This window comes from Azotobacter tropicalis, assembly GCF_059739045.1.
In genome coordinates this window covers 1,811,782-1,830,715 of sequence record NZ_AP046059.1, presented here as the reverse complement: position 1 = coordinate 1,830,715, position 18,934 = coordinate 1,811,782, and the positions used below count along the sequence as shown (strand labels likewise).

General features: G+C 68.2%; 14 protein-coding genes, 2 tRNA genes and 5 pseudogenes. 8 read left to right on the top strand and 13 right to left on the bottom strand.

The annotated features are described in order from the left end of the window. Positions 1 to 60: 60 nt before the first annotated feature. From ychF to Atro_RS08565, 4 genes and pseudogenes are all read right to left on the bottom strand, one after another. A complete protein-coding gene (gene ychF / locus Atro_RS08580; RefSeq protein WP_497927239.1) occupies positions 61 to 1,161 on the bottom strand; it encodes a redox-regulated ATPase YchF in 1,101 nt (366 codons plus the stop codon). A 43-nt stretch (positions 1,162 to 1,204) separates the two neighbouring features. Next, a pseudogene (gene pth / locus Atro_RS08575) lies at positions 1,205 to 1,788 on the bottom strand (aminoacyl-tRNA hydrolase). 28 nt (positions 1,789 to 1,816) lie between these two features. Further along, on the bottom strand, positions 1,817 to 2,413 hold the full coding sequence (locus Atro_RS08570) for a 50S ribosomal protein L25/general stress protein Ctc (RefSeq protein ID WP_497927238.1): 597 nt from the start codon (positions 2,411 to 2,413) through the stop codon (positions 1,817 to 1,819). 105 nt (positions 2,414 to 2,518) lie between these two features. Then, positions 2,519 to 3,450, bottom strand: a pseudogene (locus Atro_RS08565) (ribose-phosphate pyrophosphokinase). On the opposite strand from Atro_RS08565, the gene Atro_RS08560 reads away from it, so the two are divergent. Next, positions 3,388 to 3,525, top strand: coding sequence for a hypothetical protein (locus Atro_RS08560; RefSeq protein ID WP_497927748.1), 138 nt, complete (start codon positions 3,388 to 3,390; stop codon positions 3,523 to 3,525). The pseudogene Atro_RS08565 and the gene Atro_RS08560 overlap by 63 nt on opposite strands. A 31-nt stretch (positions 3,526 to 3,556) precedes the next feature. Here the strand turns inward: Atro_RS08560 and Atro_RS08555 are convergent. The 5 genes and pseudogenes from Atro_RS08555 to Atro_RS08535 form a co-directional block, all read right to left on the bottom strand. Beyond that, positions 3,557 to 3,631, bottom strand: a tRNA-Gln gene (locus Atro_RS08555). Between the two features lie 52 nt (positions 3,632 to 3,683). Next, a tRNA-Gln gene (locus Atro_RS08550) sits at positions 3,684 to 3,758 on the bottom strand. Between the two features lie 21 nt (positions 3,759 to 3,779). After that, a pseudogene (gene ispE, locus Atro_RS08545) lies at positions 3,780 to 4,645 on the bottom strand (4-(cytidine 5'-diphospho)-2-C-methyl-D-erythritol kinase). Positions 4,646 to 4,650: 5 nt separating this feature from the next. After that, complete coding sequence (gene lolB / locus Atro_RS08540; protein ID WP_497927237.1) at positions 4,651 to 5,277, bottom strand: lipoprotein insertase outer membrane protein LolB; 627 nt, start codon at positions 5,275 to 5,277, stop codon at positions 4,651 to 4,653. Positions 5,278 to 5,280: 3 nt separating this feature from the next. Continuing rightward, positions 5,281 to 7,016, bottom strand: a pseudogene (locus Atro_RS08535) (tetratricopeptide repeat protein). Between the two features lie 173 nt (positions 7,017 to 7,189). Here Atro_RS08535 and hemA point away from each other — a divergent pair. From hemA to murI, 5 genes are all read left to right on the top strand, one after another. Further along, positions 7,190 to 8,458, top strand: coding sequence for a glutamyl-tRNA reductase (gene hemA, locus Atro_RS08530; RefSeq protein WP_497927236.1), 1,269 nt, complete (start codon positions 7,190 to 7,192; stop codon positions 8,456 to 8,458). Next, positions 8,455 to 9,537: a peptide chain release factor 1 gene (gene prfA / locus Atro_RS08525; RefSeq protein WP_497927235.1), complete on the top strand. Its 1,083-nt coding sequence runs from the start codon at positions 8,455 to 8,457 to the stop codon at positions 9,535 to 9,537. Before hemA ends, prfA begins: the two co-directional genes overlap by 4 nt. A 92-nt stretch (positions 9,538 to 9,629) precedes the next feature. Next, positions 9,630 to 10,460 (top strand): peptide chain release factor N(5)-glutamine methyltransferase, encoded by an 831-nt coding sequence (prmC, locus tag Atro_RS08520; RefSeq protein WP_497927234.1) that lies wholly within the window; start codon positions 9,630 to 9,632, stop codon positions 10,458 to 10,460. Positions 10,461 to 10,583: 123 nt separating this feature from the next. Further along, positions 10,584 to 11,342: a molybdopterin-synthase adenylyltransferase MoeB gene (locus Atro_RS08515; protein WP_497927233.1), complete on the top strand. Its 759-nt coding sequence runs from the start codon at positions 10,584 to 10,586 to the stop codon at positions 11,340 to 11,342. Then, positions 11,332 to 12,123 (top strand): glutamate racemase, encoded by a 792-nt coding sequence (gene murI / locus Atro_RS08510; protein ID WP_497927232.1) that lies wholly within the window; start codon positions 11,332 to 11,334, stop codon positions 12,121 to 12,123. Before Atro_RS08515 ends, murI begins: the two co-directional genes overlap by 11 nt. Positions 12,124 to 12,129: 6 nt before the next feature. Here murI and phrB read toward each other — a convergent pair whose 3' ends face one another. The 4 genes from phrB to Atro_RS08490 form a co-directional block, all read right to left on the bottom strand. Continuing rightward, the gene (gene phrB, locus Atro_RS08505) at positions 12,130 to 13,542 is read right to left on the bottom strand and encodes a deoxyribodipyrimidine photo-lyase (protein ID WP_497927231.1); all 1,413 of its coding nucleotides are present in this window, start codon (positions 13,540 to 13,542) and stop codon (positions 12,130 to 12,132) included. Continuing rightward, the gene (locus tag Atro_RS08500; RefSeq protein ID WP_497927230.1) at positions 13,530 to 14,474 is read right to left on the bottom strand and encodes a MerR family transcriptional regulator; all 945 of its coding nucleotides are present in this window, start codon (positions 14,472 to 14,474) and stop codon (positions 13,530 to 13,532) included. Before Atro_RS08500 ends, phrB begins: the two co-directional genes overlap by 13 nt. A 3-nt stretch (positions 14,475 to 14,477) precedes the next feature. After that, the gene (locus Atro_RS08495; RefSeq protein ID WP_497927229.1) at positions 14,478 to 15,431 is read right to left on the bottom strand and encodes a YbgA family protein; all 954 of its coding nucleotides are present in this window, start codon (positions 15,429 to 15,431) and stop codon (positions 14,478 to 14,480) included. 237 nt (positions 15,432 to 15,668) lie between these two features. Beyond that, entirely contained in the window at positions 15,669 to 16,658 is a 990-nt protein-coding gene (locus Atro_RS08490; protein ID WP_497927228.1) for an NAD(P)/FAD-dependent oxidoreductase, read from the bottom strand. 184 nt (positions 16,659 to 16,842) lie between these two features. On the opposite strand from Atro_RS08490, the gene Atro_RS08485 reads away from it, so the two are divergent. Both Atro_RS08485 and hemH read left to right on the top strand, forming a co-directional pair. Beyond that, a complete protein-coding gene (locus Atro_RS08485) occupies positions 16,843 to 17,763 on the top strand; it encodes a TIGR01777 family oxidoreductase (RefSeq protein ID WP_497927227.1) in 921 nt (306 codons plus the stop codon). Next, a pseudogene (gene hemH / locus Atro_RS08480) lies at positions 17,760 to 18,774 on the top strand (ferrochelatase). Before Atro_RS08485 ends, hemH begins: the two are co-directional and overlap by 4 nt. The last annotated feature ends 160 nt before the right edge of the window (positions 18,775 to 18,934 follow it).

Below are 18,934 nucleotides of genomic sequence, written 5' to 3'. Positions count from 1 at the left end.
CTCACAGGGTGTTACGAAGCGCTGTGTCAGTCCCGAAGGTCGAGAACGCAAGCAAAACGATCAGACGTTGAAGCGGAAGTGCATCACGTCGCCATCCTTGACGATGTAGTCCTTGCCCTCCAGGCGCCACTTGCCGGCTTCCTTGGCGCCGGCCTCGCCCTTGTACTGGATGAAGTCGTCGTAGGCGATGACCTCGGCGCGGATGAAGCCCTTCTCGAAGTCGGTGTGGATCACCCCGGCGGCCTGCGGCGCGGTGGCGCCGATCTTGACGGTCCAGGCGCGCACTTCCTTCACCCCGGCGGTGAAGTAGGTCTGCAGGTTGAGGAGCTGGTAGCCGGCGCGGATCACGCGGTTCAGACCGGGCTCTTCCATGCCCATGGACTCGAGGAACATCTGCTTTTCCTCGTCGTCGTCGAGCTCGGCGATCTCCGCCTCGATCTTGTTGCACACTGGCACCACGATGGCGCCTTCCTCCTCGGCGATGGCCTTGACCACGTCCAGGTGCGGGTTGTTCTCGAAGCCGTCTTCAGCGACGTTGGCGATGTACATCACCGGCTTGCTGGTCAGCAGGTGGAAGCCGCGAATGATGCGCTTCTGCTCGTCGTCCATGCCCTTCATCAGCGAGCGGGCCGGCTTACCTTCGCTGAAATGCGGAATCAGCTTTTCCAGCAGGGCCTTCTGGGCGAGGGCCTCCTTGTCGCCGCCCTTGGCGTTGCGAGCGACCTTCTGCAGCTGCTTCTCGCAGCTGTCGAGGTCGGCGAAGATCAGTTCGAGGTCGATGATCTCGATGTCACGCTTGGGATCGACGCTGTTGGACACGTGGATGACGTTGTCGTCCTCGAAGCAGCGCACCACATGGGCGATCGCGTCGGTCTCGCGGATGTTGGCGAGGAACTTGTTGCCCAGGCCCTCGCCCTTGGAGGCGCCCGCCACCAGACCGGCGATGTCGACGAACTCCATGGTGGTCGGCAGCACGCGCTCGGGCTTGACGATGGCGGCGAGGGCGTCCAGGCGCGCGTCGGGCATCGGCACGATGCCACTGTTCGGCTCAATGGTGCAGAACGGGAAGTTCTCGGCGGCGATGCCGGACTTGGTGAGGGCGTTGAACAGGGTGGACTTGCCGACGTTGGGCAGGCCGACGATGCCGCAGTTGAATCCCATGGTGTGTCCCTCGCAGAGCTGAAGTCGGTGGAAAAGGGTGGGCTCAGGCTTTCCTGCTGTGCAGCTGCTGCATGGCACGGGTCCACTGGCCGTCGAGCATGTCCGGCAGCGCGTCGAGGGCGAAGTCGATGCAGGCCTCGAGCTTCTCCTGTTCGCTGCGTGGCGCCCGACCGAGCACGAAGCCGGAGACGAGCGTCTTGTCGCCGGGATGGCCGATGCCGAGCCGCAGGCGATGGAAGGAGTTCTGGTTGCCGAGCTGGGCGATGATGTCGCGCAACCCGTTGTGCCCGCCATGGCCGCCGCCCTGCTTGAGTCTGGCGGTGCCGGGGGCATGTCGAGTTCGTCGTGGGCCACCAGGATGGCCGCCGGCGGAATGCGGAAGAAGTTCGCCAGCGCCGCCACGGACTGGCCGCTGCGGTTCATGTAGGTGGTGGGGATGAGCAGACGAACGTCGCGGCCCTGATGGCTGAACTTGCCGACCAGGCCGAAATACTTCTTGTCGGCGTTGAGGCTGACGCCCTTGGCGGATGCCACGCGCTCGACGAAAAGGGCCCCTGCGTTGTGCCGGGTCTGGTCGTATTCCGGGCCGGGATTTCCCAGGCCAACGATCAGTTGCACGGCGGTCATGCAGGGGCCCTCCAGTGGCTCCGAGGGATTACTCGGCGCCTTCTTCCTTCACGCGGGAGGCGTGGATGTTGGCCACGGCCAGGTCGTTGCCATGGGCCAGGGCCACCAGCTCGACGCCGGCCGGCACGCTCAGGTTGGACAGATGGACGATCTGGCCGACTTCGACGTTGGCCAGGTCGACTTCGATGAACTCCGGCAGGTCCTTCGGCAGGCAGGAGACTTCCACTTCGCTGATCACGTGGGAGACTTCGCCACCTTGCTGCTTCACGCCGACCGAGGTTTCGGCGTTGACGAAGTGCAGCGGAACATGGGCGGTCAGCTTGTGGTCGGCGACCACGCGCAGGAAGTCGGCGTGCATCACCACGGCCTTGGACGGATGGCGCTGCAGGGCCTTGATCAGCACGGTTTCGGTCGCGCCGGCGACGTTCAGGGCGATCACGTGGCTGAAGGCAGCCTCGTCTTCGATCAGCTTGGCGATGTCCTTGGCCAGCAGGCTGATGGACTGGGGCGCCTTGTCGCCGCCGTAGATCACGGCGGGGATCTGATCGGCGTTACGACGCAGGCGGCGGCTCGCACCTTTCCCCAGGTCGGAACGCACTTCGGCATTCAGGGTAAAATCGGTCATTGCGTTTCTCCAGAATGACAGCATCGCCCGCGACGCTTGCGACCAGCGTCCGGGCGATGGCTGAGGGCCCTGCGCTTGGCAGGGCGGTGGTATCGGCGCCTGCTCCTAGCGGAACATGGCGCTGATGGATTCCTCGTTGCTGATGCGGCGTACCGCTTCGGCCACCACCGGAGCGATGTCCAGCTGGCGGATGCGCGGGCAGGCCTGGGCGGCGGCGGACAGCGGGATGGTGTTGGTCACCACCAGTTCGTCCATCACCGAGCTTTCGAGATTCTCGATGGCGCGGCCGGACAGCACCGGATGGGTGCAGTAGGCATATACCTTGGCGGCGCCGTGCTCCTTGAGGGCCTTGGCGGCATGGCACAGGGTGCCGGCGGTATCGACCATGTCGTCGACCAGGATGCAGGTGCGGCCTTCCACGTCGCCGATGATGTGCATGACTTCCGACTGGTTGGCCTTCGGCCGGCGCTTGTCGATGATCGCCAGATCCACGCCCAGGGACTTGGCGACGGCGCGGGCGCGCACCACGCCACCGATGTCCGGGGAGACGATCATCAGGTTTTCGAAGCGCTGAGCCTGGATGTCGTCGACCAGTACCGGCGAGCCGTAGATGTTGTCCACCGGGATGTCGAAGAAGCCCTGGATCTGATCGGCATGCAGGTCGACGGTGAGCACGCGGTTGACGCCGACCACGTCGAGCATGTCGGCCACCACCTTGGCACTGATCGCCACACGGGCGGAGCGTGGGCGCCGGTCCTGGCGGGCGTAGCCGAAGTAGGGAACGACCGCGGTGATCCGCGAGGCCGAGGAGCGGCGGAAGGCGTCGGCCATCACCACCAGTTCCATGAGGTTGTCGTTGGTCGGTGCGCAAGTCGGTTGGATCAGGAAGACGTCCTTGCCGCGGACATTCTCATTGATCTCGACGCTGATTTCGCCATCGGAGAACTTGCCTACGGAGGCATCGCCGAGGGGATATGCAGCTGACGTACGACGCGACGCGCCAGATCGGGGTTGGCGTTCCCCGTGAAGACCATCATCTTGGACACGCGCAGTACCTGCCGGCTGAGGGTGGACCTGATGAAATTAAAAAGCTGCTCAAAAAGGCGGCGTGATTGCGGCATTTTTGAACAGCTTCCTGGAATATGGCAGGGGCGGCTGGATTCGAACCAACGCATGGCAGGATCAAAACCTGCTGCCTTACCGCTTGGCGACGCCCCTGTGGCGTTACATCCTTGAATACCCGGTCGACGCGTGTGTTCCCTGGAAGGGATGGCAGGGGCGGCTGGATTCGAACCAACGCATGGCAGGATCAAAACCTGCTGCCTTACCGCTTGGCGACGCCCCTGTGACACGCAATCATCGAATGCTAGGCATTCACTCCCTGCGCCAACGCCTCTAGCCTGCGGTGCAACATGGAGATGTTGCGACCCTGGGCAACGAAGCCCGGCATGGGCACTGGAAGTTGGCGGGCGACTTTATCAGCATCGTCCCGATTTGGGAAGCTCCCAAATACGCAAGCTCCAGTCCCGGTCATTCTGGCGGGAACGAATTTGTTCAGCCAGCTCAAAGCGTTACGCACTTCCGGGTAGCGCTTTTCGACGACTGGCTGGCAGTCGTTATGACCATCCCGGCAAGGAGGCTGCGAACTGTAATGGCCGGTGTATTGCGTGTCAACTCCGGGTCGGAAAAAATTTCTGCTGTGCTGACAGTGACTTGCGGAGCAATGACGAGGAACCAGGGCTCCTCCAGCTCGATCGGTTGCAGGCGTTCGCCGACACCTTCGGCGAACGCAGCGCGACCGCGCACGAACACCGGTACGTCGGCCCCCAGGGCGAGGCCCAGCTCGGCCAGGCGGTCCTCGCTCCAGCCCAGTCGCCAGAGGCGGTCGAGGGCGAGCAGGACGGTCGCTGCGTCCGAACTGCCGCCGCCGATGCCGCCGCCCATCGGCAGACGCTTGTCCAGCCAGATGTCGGCGCCCAGTCGGCAGCCGCTCTGCTGCTGCAGCCGGCGGGCGGCGCGAACGATCAGGTTGCTGTCGTGGGGGACGCCGGGAATCTCCGTATGCAGATGGATGATGCCGTCCTCGCGCACGGTGAAGCCGAGTTCGTCGCCGTGGTCGAGAAACTGGAACAGGGTCTGCAACTCGTGATAGCCGTCGGCGCGGCGGCCGAGGATGTGCAGCATCAGGTTGAGCTTGGCCGGGGCCGGCAGGATCAGTTGGGCGTGCTGCATGGCGTTCAGAGTCCTAGCCGGCGCGGCTGCCAGTCCTTGATGACCAGGGTGATGATCATGTCCTGGCCGTACAGCTTCAGGCGTTCGGGCAGCCAGAAGCCGTTCTGCTCGGCATAGCGCTGGTATTCGACCTGCCAGCCGTCCTGGTGCAGACGGGCCAGATGACTATCGCCGTCGAGGGTGAGTTGGCTACGGCTGCCGGGTGCCGGCAGGCCGCGCACCCACCACAGCAGATGAGAGACCGGCAGGCTCCAGCCGAGCTGCTGCTCGAGCAGGGCCTCCGGAGATTCGGCCTGGTAGCGTCCCTGGCCGGCGACCTCCAGCTCGATGCCGCCGGGACGCCCGGTCAGGCGCGCCGCACCGCGGCCGAGCGGGCCGGACAGGCGGATGTCGTAGTACTCCTGGCGCTGCAGCCAGAACAGGGTGCCGCTGCCGGACTCGCGGGGTGCCTGGATGCCGACCTTGCCGCTGATCTGCCAGGCATCGAGGGCGCCGATCTCGCGCTTGTGCGCCCGCCAGCGGTCGGGATCGCCCGGGCCTTCGAGGGCTTCCCGCGAGGTCAGGCCGGCGCAGCCGGCCAGCAGGGCGAGCAGGACGAGGAGCAGCGCGTGACGAAGCAACGGGGTGGGCATGGTTCAGAACGTCTCGGATCCGGTCAGGCGCAGCAGTGTGCTGCGCAGGATGGCGCTGTCGGGCTGTTCCTCGAGAGCCTTGGCCCAGACCTTGCGGGCTTCGCGCTGCTTGCCGCGGGCCCAGAGCACTTCGCCCAGGTGGGCGGCGATCTCGTGGTCGGAGATGCGCTCGGCGGCCTGGCGCAGCAGGCGCTCGGCCTCGCCCAGCGCGCCCAGGCGGAAATTCACCCAGCCGAGGCTGTCGAGAATCGCCGGATCGTCCGGGTTGAGCTGGTGGGCCCGCTCGATCAGCGCCTTGGCTTCGGCGTAGCGGGTGGTGCGGTCGGCCAGGGTGTAGCCGAGGGCGTTCAGGGCCATGGCGTTGTCCGGCTCGCGCGCGATGACGAAGCGCAGATCGCGTTCCAGCTGGGTCAGATCGCCGCGCTTCTCGGCCAGCATGGCGCGGGTGTAGAGCAGGTTGAGGTCGTCCGGGAACTGCTGCAGGGCGTGGTCGATGACCCGCCAGGCGTCGTCGAGCCGTTCGCGGTTGGTCAGCGCCTCGGCTTCGATCAGATAAAGCTGCAAGGCATAGTCCGGCTGTTTTTCGCGGGACTGCGTCAGGCGCGTCGAGGCCTCCTCGGCGCGGCCGCTCTCGAAGAGGATTTCGGTCTGGCGCAGCTGGGCCGGCAGGTAGTGGTTGCCGGGGCCGACCAGGGCGTATTCGATCAGCGCGCTTTCCGGCTCTCCGCGCTCTTCGTAGACCCGGCCCAATTGATAGTGCGCGGCATCGACGTAACTGCCGCGCTCGATCAGTTCCTGAAGATAGACCGCTGCCTCGTCCCAGGCCTTGGCCTCCAGGCAGACCAGCGCCATGGACAGGCGCAGATCGTCGTCCTCGGGAAACTGCTCGACCAGGGCGGCGAACTCGTCCTTGGCATCGTCGAGGCGGTCCTGGTCGACCAGCAGGCGGGCATAGGTCAGGCGCAGGCGCTTGTCGTCGGGGTGTTGACGCATGCCCTTCTTCAGCAGGGAGAGCGCTTCTTCGCTGCGCCCCAGACTCTGCAGCAGGCGCACGCGCAGCAACAGCGGGGCGATCTCCTGCTCGCTCGCCGCATGGCTTTCCAGCAGCTCGAGGGCGGCTTTCGGCTGGTTGTCCTGCTGCAGCAGCAGCGCCTTGCCGAACAGCAACTGGCCGTTTTCCGGCGATTTCTTCAGGAGCCGGTCGAAGCTCTGCAGCAGGCCGGCGCGGGTTTCCGGATCGCTTTCCGCGGCAGCCAGGGCGAGGAAGTCGAAATGGGTGTCGCCCTGGCCTGCAGGACCTTTTCCATGTAGCGCATGGACTCGTCGTAGCGGCCGTTGCGCGCCAGCTGAATGGCGGCGGCACGCTGCGCATCGAGGTTGGCCGGGGCGTTGTCCGCCCAGATCAGCGCGCTCTCCAGGGCGCTCTGGTCGGCGCCGAGGTATTCGGCGATGCGGAAGGCCCGCTCGGCGACGCCCGGGTCCTGAGTGGCCTGGGCCTGTACGGCGTAGTTTTCCAGGGCGATGTCGAAACGGTTGCGTTGCCCCGCCAGTTCGCCGACCAGCAGGCTGTACAGGGTCTCTTCGCTGAATGAGGCAACCGGCTGCGGCGGCGGTGGGCTGGCCGGAGCCGGCGACGGTGCGACCTCCTCCTTCGCCGGCGGTCTGCTACCCGGCTGGGAGAGGCTTTGACAGCCGCCGAGAAACATCATGACGGCCAGCGAGGCGAAGATTTTATTCATAGGGAGGGAAAGCGATGGTTGCACCGGAAAGTGGGAAGCATCATGACACAAGCCGCCGGTCAAGCCCATGGCTACGGGGGCCGGCGGGGCGCGGGATAGGCGGGCGGAGGTTGTTCTCCATCTGTCGAAGTAGGACAATCGCGTGCTTTCCCTGTTCGGACCTGCGCACCTGAATGGCATTCATCGCCCTCGGTATCAACCACAAGACCGCCTCGGTGGATGTCCGCGAGCGCGTGGCGTTCACTCCCGCGCAGCTTGCCGAAGCACTGCAGCAGCTCTGCCGGCATACCGACAGCCGCGAGGCGGCGATCCTCTCCACCTGCAACCGCAGCGAACTTTATCTGGAGCAGGATAGTCCGGGGGTCGATGGGGTGCTGCAGTGGCTGGCCGATTACCACCGGCTGAGTCTGGACGAGCTGCGCGCCTGCGCCTACGTGCATCGGGACGACTCCGCGGTGCGCCACATGATGCGCGTCGCCTCCGGGCTCGATTCGCTGGTGCTCGGCGAGCCGCAGATCCTCGGCCAGATGAAGACCGCCTATGCCGTGGCACGCGAGGCCGGCACCGTCGGCCCGCTGCTCGGCCGGCTGTTTCAGGCCACCTTCAGCACCGCCAAGGCGGTGCGCACCGACACCGCCATCGGCGAGAACCCGGTGTCGGTGGCCTTCGCCGCGGTCAGCCTGGCCAAGCAGATCTTCAGCGACCTGCAGCGCAGCCAGGCGCTGCTGATCGGCGCCGGGGAAACCATCAGCCTGGTCGCCCGCCACCTGCACGAGCAGGGCGTCCGGCGCATCGTCGTCGCCAACCGCACCCTGGAGCGCGGCCGGCTCCTGGCCGAGCAGGTCGGCGGCCAGGCGATCATGCTCGCCGACCTCGGCAGCGAGCTGCCCAACAGCGACATCGTCATCAGTTCCACCGCCAGCCAGCTGCCGATCCTCGGCAAGGGAGCGGTCGAGCGGGCGCTGAAGCAGCGCAAGCACAAGCCGATGTTCATGGTCGACATCGCCGTGCCGCGCGACATCGAGCCGGAAGTGGGCGAACTGGACGACGTCTACCTGTACAGCGTCGACGACCTGCACGAGGTCATCGAGGAAAACCGCCGGAGCCGCCAGGATGCGGCGAAAGCCGCGGAGGAGTTGGTTGCCGCCGGCGCCGACGACTTCATGCTGCGCCTGCGCGAGCTGGCCGCGGTGGACCTGCTCAAGGCCTACCGCCAGCAGGCCGAGCGGTTGCGCGACGAGGAGCTGGCCAAGGCCCAGCGCCTGCTGGGCAACGGCGCCGACCCGCTGGAGGTGATGGCCTCCCTGGCTCGCGCACTGACCAACAAGCTGCTGCATGCGCCCAGCGTGCAGCTGAAGAAACTCTCCGCCGACGGTCGCTTCGATGCGCTGGCCGTGGCCCAGGAACTCTTTGCCCTCGACGAGGGTGAGCCGAAACGATGAAAGCCTCCCTGCTGAACAAACTGGACCTCTTGCACGACCGCTACGAGGAACTCACTGCACTGCTCGGCGATGCCGAGGTGATCGCCGAACAGGCTCGGTTCCGCGCCTACTCCAAGGAGTATGCCGAGGTCGAGCCGGTGGTGGCCGCCTACCGCGACTTCCGCAAGGTGCAGGACGATCTGGAAGGTGCTCAGGCGCTGCTCAAGGACAGCGATCCGGACCTGCGCGAGATGGCCGCCGAAGAGGTGGCCGAGGCCCGCGAGCGGCTGCTCGGCCTGGAAGACCGCCTGCAGCGCATGCTGCTGCCCAAGGACCCCAACGACGGGCGCAACGTGTTCCTGGAGGTCCGCGCCGGCACCGGCGGCGACGAGGCGGCGATCTTCGCCGGCGACCTGTTCCGCATGTACTCGCGCTACGCCGAGAAGCAGGGCTGGCGGATCGAGATCCTCTCGGAGAATGCCGGCGAGCACGGCGGCTACAAGGAGATCATCACCCGCGTCGAGGGCGACAACGTCTACGGCAAGCTGAAGTTCGAGTCCGGCGCCCACCGCGTGCAGCGCGTGCCGGAAACCGAATCGCAGGGCCGCATCCACACCTCGGCCTGTACCGTCGCAGTGCTGCCGGAGCCGGACGAGCAGGCGGCGATCGAGATCAACCCGGCCGAGCTGCGCGTCGACACCTACCGCTCCTCGGGCGCCGGCGGTCAGCACGTCAACAAGACCGACTCGGCGATCCGCATCACCCACCTGCCCACCGGCATCGTCGTCGAATGCCAGGAGGAGCGCTCGCAGCACAAGAACCGCGCCAAGGCCATGGCCTGGCTGGCGGCCAAGCTGCAGGACCGCCAGGACGCCGCCGCGCACAAGGAAATCTCCGAGACGCGCAAGCTGCTGGTCGGTTCGGGCGACCGTTCCGAACGCATCCGCACCTACAACTTCCCGCAGGGACGGGTCACCGACCACCGTATCAACCTGACCCTCTACGCCCTCGACGAGGTCATGGCCGGCGGCGTGGATGCGGTGATCGAGCCGCTGCTCAGCGAGTACCAGGCCGACCAGCTGGCCGCGCTGGGGGATTGACGCGTAGGCGGGTGAAGCCTGCCGAACATGGCGCGGGGCCGCACCGAACCCGGCGGGTTTCACCCGCCCTACGACGCCGACGGAGTCGAGGCATGCCGACCATCGAAACCCTGCTGAACAGCGCCGAGCTGCCCGACTCGCCGAGCCCGCGGCTGGATGCCGAATGGCTGCTCGCCGCGGCCCTCGGCAAGTCCGCCAGCTACCTGCGTACCTGGCCCGAGCGCGAAGTGCCGGAGGCGCTGGCCGCACGTTTCGCCGCCGACCTGGCGCGCCGCCGGGCCGGCGAGCCGGTGGCCTACATCCTCGGCCGGCAGGGCTTTTGGAGCCTCGATCTGGAAGTGGCGCCGGCGACCCTGATCCCCCGCCCGGACACCGAACTGCTGGTGGAAACTGCCCTGGCCCTGCTGCCGGCGTCCAATGCCGCGGTGCTCGACCTCGGCACCGGCACGGGGGCCATCGCCCTGGCGCTGGCGGCGGAGCGGCCGGCCTGGCAGTTGACCGGCGTCGACCGAATCAGCGAGGCAGTCGCGCTGGCCGAGCGCAACCGCCGGCGCCTGGGCCTGGGCAACGCCGCGTTCCTGCGGAGCGACTGGTTTTCCGCGCTGGACGGCCGGCGTTTCGCGCTGATCGCCAGCAATCCTCCCTATATTGCCGCCGCCGATCCGCACCTGGCCCTGGGCGATGTGCGCTTCGAGCCGGCCAGCGCGCTGGTGGCCGGCGTCGATGGGCTGGACGACATCCGGCTGATCGTCGCCCAGGCGCCCGAGCATCTCGAGCCCGGCGGCTGGCTGCTCCTGGAGCACGGCTTCGAGCAGGCCGCCGCCGTGCGTGGGTTGCTGGTTGCGCGCGGTTTCGTCAACGTGGAGAGCCGCCGCGACCTCGGCGGCCACGAGCGCATCAGCCTGGGACGGCTGCCCGCGTGAGTTCGGGGCGAGGGCTGTCACCCTGCCGTACGGCTCTTGTAGGGTGGGAAGCGGGCGCAGGCCTTTCCCACGCTTGCCGGCGCGCCCCTTCGAATCCATCCCCTTTCTTGCCAGGACATCTTCATGCTCAGTGACCAAGAACTGCTGCGCTACAGCCGCCAGATCCTCCTGCCGCAGATCGACGTGGACGGTCAGCTGCGCCTGAAGCAGAGCCGTGCGCTGATCGTCGGCCTCGGCGGGCTCGGCTCGCCGGTGGCGCTCTACCTGGCGGCGGCAGGGGTCGGCGCGCTGCATCTGGCGGACTTCGACAGCGTGGATTTGACCAACCTGCAGCGTCAGGTCCTGCACGACACCTCGAGCGTCGGCCAGGGCAAGGTGGACTCGGCGCTGGCCCGGCTGGCGGCGCTCAACCCCGAGGTCGCCCTGCATCCACTGCGTGGTGCCCTGGATGCCGATTCGCTGGCCACGGCGGTGGCGGCGGTGGATCTGGTGCTCGACTGCAGCGACAACTTCGCCACCCGCGAAGCGGTCAACGCCGCCTGCGTGGCTGCCGGCAAGCCGCTGGTCAGCGGCGCGGCGATCCGTCTCGAAGGCCAGCTCTCGGTGTTCGATCCGCGCAACGGGGACAGTCCCTGCTACCACTGTCTCTACGGCCACGGCAGCGAGGCCGAGCTGACCTGCAGCGAGGCCGGGGTGGTCGGTCCGCTGGTCGGGCTGGTCGGCAGCCTGCAGGCCCTGGAGGCGCTCAAGCTGCTGGCCGGTTTCGGCGAGCCGCTGGTCGGCCGCCTGCTGCTGGTCGATGCGCTGAGCAGCCGCTTCCGCGAGCTGCGCGTGCGGCGCGATCCGCACTGTCCGGTGTGTGGAGCGCGGCATGGCCAGTGAGGCGCCGGTCGGCGTTTTCGATTCCGGGGTCGGCGGGCTGTCGGTGCTGGGCGAGATCCGCGCCCGGCTGCCCCGCGAGTCGCTGTGCTACGTCGCCGACAGCGGCCACGTGCCCTACGGCGAGAAGAGCCCCGAGTACATCCGCGAGCGCTGCCGGCATATCGCCGCCTTCCTTCTCGAGCGAGGCGCCAAGGCGCTGGTGCTGGCCTGCAACACCGCCACCGCGGCGGCGGTGGCCGAGCTGCGCGAGTTGTACCCGGAGCTGCCGGTGGTCGGCATGGAGCCGGCGGTGAAGCCGGCGGCGGCAGCCACCCGCAGCGGCCGGGTCGGCGTGCTGGCGACCACCGGAACGCTGAAGAGCGCCCGCTTCGCCGCGCTGCTCGACCGCTTCGCCGGCGACGTGCGGGTGATCACCCAGCCCTGTCCCGGGCTGGTCGAGCGGATCGAGGCCGGCGCGCTGGACGGGCCGCAGACCCGCGAACTGCTGCAGGGCTTCGTCGCGCCGCTGCTGGCCGAGGGCTGCGACACCCTGATCCTCGGCTGCACCCATTACCCCTTCGTCAGGCCGCTGCTCAGGGAGCTGGTGCCCGCTTCGGTCAGCCTGATCGACACCGGCGCCGCGGTGGCCCGCCAGCTCGAGCGTTTGCTTGAGGCCGGCGACCTGCTGGCCGCCGGGCCGGCCGCGGCGCGCTTTTGGTCGAGCGGCGATCCGGCCGGGCTGGAACGGGTATTGCCACTGCTGTGGGGCGAGGCCGCGCCGGTCGAGGCGCTGCCCTGCTGAGGTGGCTCAGCCGCGGCGGGGCAGGGCCTTGAAGGCGGCCAGGGCGCGTTCGCGGCTGTAGGGCAGCTCGACGATCGGCAAAGGATAGCCGGCGGGGCGGAACAATCCGGCCGGCGCGTGGATGTCGCGGTTGTCCAGGCCCTCCAGCTCCGGCAGCCACTGACGGATGAAGCGCCCGTCCGGGTCGAATTTGCGCGACTGGGCGAGCGGGTTGAACAGACGGAAATAGGGCACCGCATCGGTGCCGCTGGAGGCGCTCCACTGCCAGCCGCCGTTGTTGGCGGCCAGGTCGCCATCGATCAGGTGGCGCATGAACCAGCGCTCGCCGTGCCGCCAGTCGATCAGCAGGTTCTTGGTCAGGAACATGGCGACCACCATGCGCAGGCGGTTGTGCATCCAGCCGGTGGCGAGCAGCTGGCGCATCGCCGCATCGACCAGCGGAAAGCCGGTGCGCCCCTGCTGCCAGGCCGCCAGCTCTTGCGGAGCATCGCGCCAGGGCAGGGCCTCGGTTTCCGTGAGGAAGGCGCGGCCCATCGACACCCGCGGGTAGCCGACCAGCACGTGCTTGTAGAACTCGCGCCAGAGCAGCTCGTCGAGCCAGGCGGAGACGCCCGGACGGTCGAATTCGCCGCCGCCGGCCTGCAGCGCCGCATGCAGGCACTGGCGCGGCGACAGCACGCCGGCAGCGAGGTAGGGCGACAGCCGGCTGGTGCCGGGCTCGGCGGGAAAGTCGCGGGCCTTTCCGTAAGCGGCGAGGCGGTCCTCGACGAACTCGTGCAGGCGCCGCTGCGCGGCCGCCTCGCCGGCCGGCCAGAGCCGGCGCAGGGATTCCGGCGGGGTGGCGAAACCCTCCACTGCAGCGGGAACGGCATCGCCGGCGACGCCCAGCGGCGGCTGCGCGGCGGGCTGGCCGCCGACTGCCGGCAGGCTGGCGGCCAGGCGCTGGTGGCAAGCCCGGCGGAACTGGCCGAACACCTGAAAGCAGCCGCCGGAGCGGGTCAGCAGACTGCCGGGGGCGAACAGCAGCTGGTCCAGGTGTCGCTGCAGGCCGACGCCCTGCACCTGCAATGCGCGCTCCACCGCCGCATCGCGGCGGCTTTCGTGGACTCCGTATTCGTCGTTGACGTGCACCCGGACGATGTTCTGCTCATGGCACAGGCGCGCGAGGAGAGCGGGCGCCTGGTCCCAGGTATCGGCCCGGCGGATCAGCAGCGACACGCCCAGGCGCGCCAGGCTGTGCGACAGCTCGACCAGGTTGCGCAGCCAGAAGTCGACCTTGCTCGGGGCGTCGTCGTGGGTGCGCCACTGGCCGGGGCTGAGCAGGTAGAGGGCGAGGGTCGGTCCGGTGGCCATGGCGGCGCTCAGAGCACGGTTGTCGCGGACGCGCAGGTCGCTGCGCAGCCAGATCAATTGGCGCATGGCGCTTTCCCGTGCAGCTCCTGCAGGAGCCGCAGCGCGGCGGGCGGGTTCTCGGCCAGCAGCAGGCCGGGCAGCTGCGCCAGCGCTTCCCGCTGTGCGACCGCCGCCGGGCCGGCGAGCAACAGCGGAAGAATGTTGCCGCGGGCCAGGCGCTCGAGCTGGCGCAGCTGCACCGCGGTCAGCGGCTGGGCGGCATAGAGCAGCAGGCCGCACGGCGCCAGACGTGGCAACGCCAGTTCCAGTTCGGCGAGGGACGCGGGCCCGTCGAGCACCTCCAGCGGTCGGTCGGTCGCCGTGGCGAGCCAGGCGCAGAGCCACAGGCCGGGCTCGATCGGCTGTCCGGCGAGGCCGGCGAGCAACAGCGGCGCGCCGTTGCCCTGGCGGTTGTGCTGATGCACGCGGGCAGCGAGCCGGGTGCGCAGCCAGGACAGGAAGAACGCGCGCTCCAGCCCGGCCCCGGCCCGTTCGCGCCGCTCCAGCTCGGCGAGCAGCGGCTGGAGCAGACGCTCGCAGAGCAGGGGCGCGGGATAGAGCGAGCCGGCCTGGTCGAAGAGGGCATCGAGACGGCGGCTGGCCAGTGCCTCGGTGGCGGCGAGCAGTTCCCCCAGCAAGACTTGCCAGGGGTTGTCGGGAGCCGTCTCGGTTTCGCTCGGCGGCTCGCGGTCGAGCAGGTCGCGGACCTGGCCGACCGCCACGCCGCGGTTCAGCCAGGCGAGCACCGCGTGGATGCGCGCCACGTGGGCGTCGTTGTACAGGCGGTGCCCCTTGGGGGTGCGGCGCGGCAGGATCAGGCCGTAGCGACGCTCCCAGGCGCGCAGGGTGACCGGGTTGACCCCGGTCTGCCGGGCGACCTCGCGGATCGGCAGCCAGCCGGGTTCGGCGGCGGTTTCGGGCTCATCGAGCGGTGGGGCGGGCAGTAGTTTTTCGGACATCGTTCAGATCGCGTTGCGCAGGCCTAGTTCTTCAGGGTGCGGCTGCAGGTAGACCTGCCGGGCCACGTAAGGATGGGGATGGCGGCGGAAATGGTGCTTGAGCAGGGTCAAGGGCACCACCAGCGGCAGCATGCCGAGACGGTATTGCTCGATCAGTTGCTGGAGTTCCGCGCGCTCGTCCGGATCCAGGGCCGGCCGCAGATAGCCGCACAGATGCTGCAGCACGTTGCCGTGGCTGCCACGGCTGGCGCACTGGCGCAGCGCCGCCATCAACCGGGCGAAGTAGCGCGGACCGAGCTCCTCCGGCGCATGCCGGCCGATCTCGCCGAGCAGTTGGCCAAGCGCCCGGTACTGCTGCGGATGGCTGGCCATCAGCAGGTACTTGTGGCGGGCATGGAAGTCGAGGAGCGCCTGGCGAGTCAGGCCCTGGCCGAGCAACTGGCGCCATTCGGCGTGTACGAACACCCGGGTGACGAAGTTCTCGCGCAGCACCGGGTCGTGCAGGCGGCCGTCCTCTTCGACCGGCAGCTCCGGGCGACGCGCGCAGAAGGCGGCGGCGAACAGGCCACGGCCGCCACCCTCGGCCGGATGGCCGTTGGCCTGGTAGACCTTGACCCGCTCCAGACCGCAGGACGGAGACTTCTGCATGAAGATGAAGCCGTCGATGTCGTCCAGCTCGCCGGCCATGCGCTCGCCATAGGCGCCGAGCGGTGCGCCGACGTCGAGCGCGGCATCGCGCGTGCCGACCGCCCGCGGGCTGGCCGGGTCGCCGACCAGGCGGATCGGCTGGCGTGGCGTTCCGAGGCCGATGGCCATTTCCGGGCAGAGCGGCACGAAGTCGAAGTGCTTGGCGAGCTCGCGGCTGCACAGCGGCGATTCCTTGTGGCCGCCGTTGAAGCGCACCCGTTCACCGAGCAGGCAGGCGCTGATGGCGATCTTCGGTCTGGCAGAAGGCATGGGCGACCTCGCTAATATCTGTACAGGCCATTGCATTTGTATAACTATGCGTCCAGCTTAGGAGTATTCCTGTACATGATCAACTGTTTGTACAAGTAATCGCGGGTGATGCCGGGGAGGAGAATCATGATATGGAAAGAGCGGAGCGGCAGGGACGTCGGAGGTGCTCGGCAAGCGCTGATGACGGCCGCCTTGTGGTGGCCGTCGGGCAGGTATGGTGCGGAAAGGAGGCGAAGCTCAGTTCGCGCGGTGCTGCAGCAACTTGCGGGCAGCTTCCTGGCCGCTGAGCCAGGCGCCTTCGACGCGCCCGGACAGGCACCAGTCGCCACAGGCGTAGAGACCGAGGCTGGAGTCGGCCAGGGCGCCCCAGCCGTGGGTGCCGACCGGCCGGCCGTAGAGCCAGCGGTGGGCGAGGCTGAACACCGGTTTCGGCACGGTGCAGCCGATCATTTCGGCGAAGGCGCCATACAGCTGCTCGATCACCTGGTCCTTGGGCAGATCGAGATGCTGCCGGGTCCAGCGGCTGCTGGCCTGCAGCACCCAGGTATCCGGCTGGCTGGCACGACCGGGCTTGCCGCGGTTGCGCGACGCCCATTCGAGCGGGCTGTCCTGGATGAAGCAGCCGTCCACCGGGGTGTCCAGCGCCTGCTCGAAGGACAGGGCGACCGCCCAGTTCGGCTCCATCGCCACGCTGGCCACGCTGCTGGCCAGCTTGGGGGCAGCGGCCAGCAACTGCGCCGCCTGGTGAGACGGCGTGGCCACCACCACCTGACTGAACGGACCGTAGGCCTTGCCGTCGGCATCCTGCAGCATCCAGTGCTGCTGGCCATGGAAGACCTCGGTGATGCGGCAGGCGAAGCGCACCGGCATGTCGCCGAGCAGGCCGCGGGTCAGGGCGCTCATGCGCGGCGTGCCGATCCAGCGGATCTGCTCGTCCTGGGACGGGCGCAGCGTGCCATTGGCAGAGTCGTAGAGACTGGGCTGCCACTCGGCGACCCAGCCGTGGCTGCGCCATTGCTGGACCGCCTCGGCGAAGCGGCGGTCGCGGCAGGTGAAATACTGGGCCCCCAGGTCGAGGATGCCGACCTCGGTACGCTTGCTGGCCATGCGGCCGCCGCTGCCGCGGCCCTTGTCGAACAGCTGGACTTCGAGTCCCGCCGCGTGCAGTGCCCCCGCCGCGGAGAGCCCCGCGATACCTGTGCCAATGATGGCAATAGGAAAAGTCATGATTTACCTCGTACCCCTTCAGCAGGTGCGCCGTGGACGAATTCCCCATCCCATACGCCCGGCGCGGATCACAACGGTTGGCGCTCCTTCATCTGTACTCCTAAATCGACAAGTGCGAAAGCGTAAAAGAGTCATAAATTCAAAGTAGGGCGATGCATGCCTTTGGCAATGCGAGGAGGCGGCAATGCACATTTTGCTGACTGGCGGTACTGGATTGATGGGACGTTCGCTGTGCCGGCACTGGACTGCCCAGGGGCATCGGCTGACGGTGTGGAGCCGCACGCCGGAGCGGGTTCCCGGCCTCTGCGGGCCCTCCGTGCGGGGTGTCGGACGGCTCGAGGAGCTGGACGGCGAGACGCTGGATGCGGTGATCAATCTGGCCGGCGCGCCGATTGCCGAGCGGCCTTGGACGCGTCGGCGCAAGGCGCTGCTCTGGAGCAGCCGGATCACCCTGACCGAGCACCTGGTGAACTGGCTGCAGACACGCCTGCAGCGGCCGAAGGTGCTGATCTCGGGGTCGGCGGTGGGCTGGTACGGCGATGGCGGAGAGCGCGAGTTGCGCGAGGACATGGGACCGGTCGGCACGGATTTCGCCAGCCAGCTGTGCGGTGCCTGGGAGGAGTCGGCGCGGCGCGCCGAGGAGCTGGGCGTGCGCGTAGTCTTGCTGCGCAGCGGGCTGGTGCTGGCGCCCGACGGCGGCTTTCTCCAGCGCTTGCTGCCGCTGTTCCGCCTGGGCCTGGGCGGATCGCTCGGCAACGGCCGGCAGTGGATGCCCTGGGTACACATCGCCGATCAGGTCGCGCTGATCGACTTTCTCCTGCACCGGGAGGATGCGCAGGGTCCCTATAATGCCTGCGCGCCGCAGGCGGTGCGCAACGGCGAGTTCGCCCGCGCCCTGGGCCGGGCGCTGCACCGTCCGGCCCGCTTGCCGGCGCCGGCCTTCGCCCTGCGCCTGGGGCTCGGCGAGCTCGCCGGACTGCTGCTCGGCAGCCAGCGCGCCGTGCCGGCGCGTCTGTCCGAGGCGGGCTTCGTGTTCCGTTTCACCGATCTCAACGTCGCCCTGGCCGATCTGCTGGGCGATCACCGACTCAAGGATGCTGCATGACCGATCACGCGCTGTTGCTGGTCAATCTGGGCTCGCCCGATTCCCCCGAAGTGGCCGACGTGCGCCGCTACCTCGACCAGTTTCTCATGGACCCCTACGTGATCGACCTGCCCTGGCCGCTGCGCCGCCTGCTGGTCTCGCTGATCCTGCGCAAGCGGCCGGAGCAGTCGGCGCATGCCTATGCCTCGATCTGGTGGCCGGAGGGTCGCCACTGATCGCCCTCAGCCGCCGCTTGCAGGAGGCGGTGCAGGCCCACTGGCACGAGGGACCGGTGGAGCTGGCGATGCGCTATGGCAGCCTGTCCATCGAGGCGGCGCTGAACCGGCTGGCGGAGGGTGGCGTGCGCCGGGTGACCCTGGCGCCGCTCTATCCGCAGTTCGCCGACAGCACCGTGACCACCGTGGTGGAGGAGACCCGGCGGGCGCTGCGGGCGAGCGGCCTGGCGCTGGAGTGGCAGGTGCTGGCGCCCTTCTTCGGCCGGGCGGAGTACCTCGAGGCCTTGGTGCAGAGCGCCAGACCCCATCTACAGCGGGATTTCGACCACCTGCTGCTGAGCTTTCACGGCCTGCCGGAGCGTCACCTGCGCAAGGCCGATCCGAGCGGCACGCATTGTTTGAGCAGCGCCGACTGCTGTCGCCAGGCGCCGTCGGCCGTGCTGGCGCGCTGCTACCGGGCGCAGTGCCTGCAGACCGCCGAGGGCTTCGCTCGGCAGATGGGGTTGGGGAAGGACAGTGGTCGGTGTCCTTCCAGTCGCGCCTGGGGCGCGCCAAGTGGATCGGCCCCTACACCGAGGAGCAGCTCGACGCGCTGGCCGCGCGCGGGGTGAAGAGGCTCCTGGTGATGTGCCCGGCCTTCGTCACCGACTGCATCGAGACCCTGGAGGAGATCGGCCAGCGCGGCCGCGAGCAGTTCCGGGCGGCCGGCGGCGAGGAACTGCTCCTGGTGCCCTGCCTCAACGATCATCCGGCGTGGGCGGCCGCGCTGGCGCAGCTTTGCCGCACGCCGGCCTGAGAGCCTGTCCATGATCTGCTGCGCGTCGGCCATGCTGCGTTGAAATCGGTTCGGAATGCTCATTTACCGCTCGTAAACTCCGCTTCCTCACCCGATTTCGCCTTGCTTGACCTTAGCTCGCTAGAGCCTGTTATTAACCACTGCTTTGGTTATCGTTTGC